Origin of the sequence: Caulobacter sp., assembly GCF_049283275.1 — a bacterium.
In the GTDB taxonomy this organism is placed as follows: domain Bacteria; phylum Pseudomonadota; class Alphaproteobacteria; order Caulobacterales; family Caulobacteraceae; genus Caulobacter.
In genome coordinates, this window is sequence record NZ_JBAPVS010000368.1 from 1 (window position 1) to 3,611 (window position 3,611).

At 68.6% G+C, this 3,611-nt stretch carries 5 protein-coding genes; 3 read left to right on the forward strand and 2 right to left on the reverse strand.

Annotated elements, in window-relative coordinates; translation table 11 throughout:
• Positions 1-647, reverse strand: a 647-nt coding sequence (locus WAL33_RS21135) for a cysteine desulfurase family protein (protein WP_422183949.1), incomplete at its 3' end; no start/stop codon positions are given.
• Entirely contained in the window at positions 644-1,117 is a 474-nt protein-coding gene (locus WAL33_RS21140; RefSeq protein ID WP_422183950.1) for an Rrf2 family transcriptional regulator, read from the reverse strand. The genes WAL33_RS21135 and WAL33_RS21140, both read right to left, overlap by 4 nt.
• Before the next feature lie 200 nt (positions 1,118-1,317).
• Here WAL33_RS21140 and WAL33_RS21145 point away from each other — a divergent pair, with 200 nt between their 5' ends.
• From WAL33_RS21145 to WAL33_RS21155, 3 genes are all read left to right on the forward strand, one after another.
• On the forward strand, positions 1,318-1,971 hold the full coding sequence (locus WAL33_RS21145) for an alpha/beta hydrolase (RefSeq protein WP_029917296.1): 654 nt from the start codon (positions 1,318-1,320) through the stop codon (positions 1,969-1,971).
• Positions 1,972-2,100: 129 nt separating this feature from the next.
• Entirely contained in the window at positions 2,101-2,250 is a 150-nt protein-coding gene (locus tag WAL33_RS21150) for a hypothetical protein (protein ID WP_422183952.1), read from the forward strand.
• Between the two features lie 20 nt (positions 2,251-2,270).
• A complete protein-coding gene (locus WAL33_RS21155) occupies positions 2,271-3,581 on the forward strand; it encodes an NAD(P)/FAD-dependent oxidoreductase (RefSeq protein WP_422183954.1) in 1,311 nt (436 codons plus the stop codon).
• Positions 3,582-3,611: the final 30 nt, after the last annotated feature.

Genomic DNA, 3,611 nt, shown 5'->3' on the forward strand with positions numbered 1-3,611 from the left:
ATCGTGGCGCGCGTGCCGGCCACCAGCGCGCCAACGCCCTGCGGTCCGCCCAGCTTGTGGGCCGACAGCGCCATCGTGTCGGCGCCCAGGGCGGTGAAGTCGATGGCCATCTTGCCGGCCGCCTGGACGGCGTCGACGTGCAGCCAGCCGTCAGCGGCGCGGACCAGGGCGGAAGCTTCGGCGACCGGCTGGATTACGCCGGTCTCGTTATTGGCCAGCATCAGGCAGACCAGGGCCCGGCCCTCGTCGCTGAGCGCTTCTTCCAGCCAGTCCAGCCGCGCGACGCCGTCGGCGTCCAGCGGCATCTTCAGGACCTGCAGGCCCGAGGCGGCGGCGGTCTCGAGGACGGCGTCGTGCTCGCCCTCGCTGACGATGATGCGGTTGAAGCCGGAAAAGGCTGCGCTGCCGATGGCCAGGGCGTTGGCTTCCGTACCGCCGCTGACGAAGGTGACCGAGCCCGGCACGACCCCGACCAGAGCCGCCACCTGGGCGCGGGCGGTCTCCACCAGGTCACGGGCGGCCCGGCCGCTGGCGTGCACGGACGAGGGATTGCCAGCGGTCTCGAAGGCGCGCAGCACCGCGTCCCGCGCCTCGGGGCGGACCGGGGCGGTGGCGTTGTAGTCGAGATAGATGGAGGGCTTGCTCACGCCGCCGCCTGCTCCCGATTGGACAGCCTGCCGGCCAGGACGTCGGCGACCGACACGCTGGCCAGATAGCCGTGGATCTGGCGGCCCATCTCTTCCCACAGATCGTGGGTTAGGCATTGGGCGCCGCCGGCCATGCAGCCCTTGGCGCCGGTCTTTCCCCCTTTTCCACCCATATTGGCGATGCCGCAGCGGGTGGCGCGCAGAGGTTCGTCCACGGCCAGGACGATGTCGGCGATGGCGGTGTCGCAGGCCTCGCGGGCCAGGCGATAGCCGCCTCCGGGCCCCCGGGCGCTGATCACCAGCCCCTTGCGGCGCAGGCGGGCGAAGAGCTGCTCGAGATAGGATAACGAGATCTGCTGACGCGCGGCGATCTCGGCCAGGGCCACGGCGCGGCCCTCGGCCTGGTCCTGACGGCGGGCCAGGTCGGTCATGGCCATCACCGCGTAGCGTCCCTTGGTGCTCAGGCGCATGCGCCTTATCTCCTTGCGGATTCCCCGCGCATCGGCTTAGGCGTGTGCTACAAGCCGCGACTTCGCGCCCAGACGTCTTCCATAAAGACCAAGGCGCGTGGTGCGGATTTAGGAAGACCAAGCGCAGCGGTCAAGTATTCCCTCACCCTTACGGGTGCGCGGAGACGGCCCCGTCGCCCCGAATTGGATAGGGACCTTGAATGCCTGACGTGATTTTGACCGGAGCTTCGGGCCGCATCGAGGGCCGCTATTCCCCGGGCAAGACCGACAACGCCCCGATCGCGCTGATCCTGCACCCCCACCCCAAGGCGGGCGGGCACATGAACCATCCGGTCTCGGTGCAGCTGTACCACCTGTTCATGAAGCGCGGTTTCGCGACCCTGCGCTTCAACTTCCGCGGCGTGGGCCGCAGCCAGGGCGAGTTCGACAGCGGCATCGGCGAACTGGCCGACGCGGCCACGGCCCTGGACTGGCTGCAGTCCAACAACCCGGCCGCCGCCCAGACCTGGGTCGCCGGCTACAGCTTCGGCGCCTATATCGGCATGCAGCTGTTGATGCGCCGTCCGGAAACCGACGGCTTCATCTCGGTGTCGCCGCCGACCAACATGTACGACTTCAGCTTCCTGGCCCCCTGCCCGGCCTCGGGCCTGATCCTGACCGGCGCGGCCGACACCGTCGTGCCGCCGGTCGAGGTCGAGCGCGTGGTCTCCAAGCTGCGCACCCAGAAGGGCATCGTCATCGACTACGAAGTCGTCGACAAGGCCACCCACTTCTGGGCCGAGCACCTGCCCAGCGTCGAGAAGAGCGTCGGCGACTATCTGGACAAGCGCCTGGAAGCCAATCCCATTCCCTAGGCCGATCCCCAAAAACCGGCCGTCGCAGGCGAACGTCGTTCGCTAAGTTTACGGTACCGGTAACATTGCCCTTGCGGCAAAGATCAACTCACCGTCATCCTTCGCCTAAAACACGCGCGGAGAATGACGGTGAGCCAGATCACAGGGCCGATCCTGGGCGTCCAGGACAAGGCCGAGACGGCGACGACGATCGCCGCGCCCCTCCCCGACCTCGACAACCTCGACCGCCAGCGCCGCGCTGACATTGGCGTCGCGCCGTCCTATATATTCACCATCTGAGGAATTTCTGGATGGCGGGCATGCACTACGACATCGTGATCGTCGGCGGCGGGGCCGGCGGGCTGGAGCTGGCGGCGCGGCTGGGGCGCAAGCTGGGCCGCAAGGCCGGCAAGGAGCGCGTGCTGCTGATCGACCGCTCCAGCTTCCACATCTGGAAGCCGACCCTGCACGAGGTGGCCGCCGGCACGCTGGACACCCACCAGGAGGGCCTGTCCTATTCAATCCTGGGTCGCGCCAACCATTTCAGCTTCCTGCTGGGCGACCTGGACAGCTTCGATCCGGTCGCCAAGCGCCTGAACCTCAAGCCCATCCTGGCGGAGGGCGGCAAGGTGCTGGTGCCCGAACGCGGCGTGACCTTCAGCTGGGGCGTATTGGCGATCGGCAGCGGCAGCAACCTGTTCGGCACGCCCGGCGCCGACCAGGCCCACCTGTTGGAGCGCACCGAGGACGCCGAGATCTTTCACACACGCCTGTTGGCCGCCTTCATGAAGGCCTCGTTCTCGACCGAGAAGACCATGAGCGTGGCCATTGTCGGCGGCGGCGCCACCGGGGTGGAGCTGTCGGCCGAACTGATCGAGGCTCATCGCGAACTGCTGGGCAGCCTGGGTTCCGAACAGCGCTTCCGCCTGGACATCGCCATCGTCGAGGCCGCGCCGCGCATCCTGGGCGGCCTGCCCGAGAAGATCTCCGACCAGGCCACCGTGGCCCTGGAACGCAAGGGCGTACGGGTCCACACCGGCGCCAAGGTGGTGGCCGTCCACGCTGACCGGCTGGAGACCAGCGGCGGCGACATTCCGGCCGACCTGATCGTCTGGGCCGCCGGGGTCAAGGCCGCGCCGACCAACGCCGGCTATGGCCTGGTCACCAACAAGACCAACCAGTTCGTGGTCAACGAGCGGCTGGAGACTTCCGCGCCCGACGTCTGGGCCCTGGGCGACTGCGCCGCCTGTCCTTGGCCCGATCGGGGGCCGGACCGCGAGGGCAAGACCGAAGGCCGGATCATCCCGGCCCGCGCCCAGGCCGCCCACCAGCAGGCCAGCTACCTGGCCAGGGCGCTGATCGCCCGCCTGGGCCAGCGCCGCGTCGAGGCGCCGTTCGTCTATCACGACTTCGGTTCGCTGGTGTCGCTGGGCGAGAACAAGGGCGTCGGCGCCTTGATGGGCGGACTGGGCGGCCCGAACTTCTTCGTCGAGGGCCTGATCGCCAAATGGGCCTATATCTCGCTGCACCTGGACCACCACCGGGCGATCATGGGCACGCCCAAGACCATCGTCCTGGCCATGGCCCGGCTGCTGCAGCAGCGGGTGGCGGGGCGGCTGAAGCTGCACTGAAGCCGGGGACATGCCCTTGCGGCGTGTCCC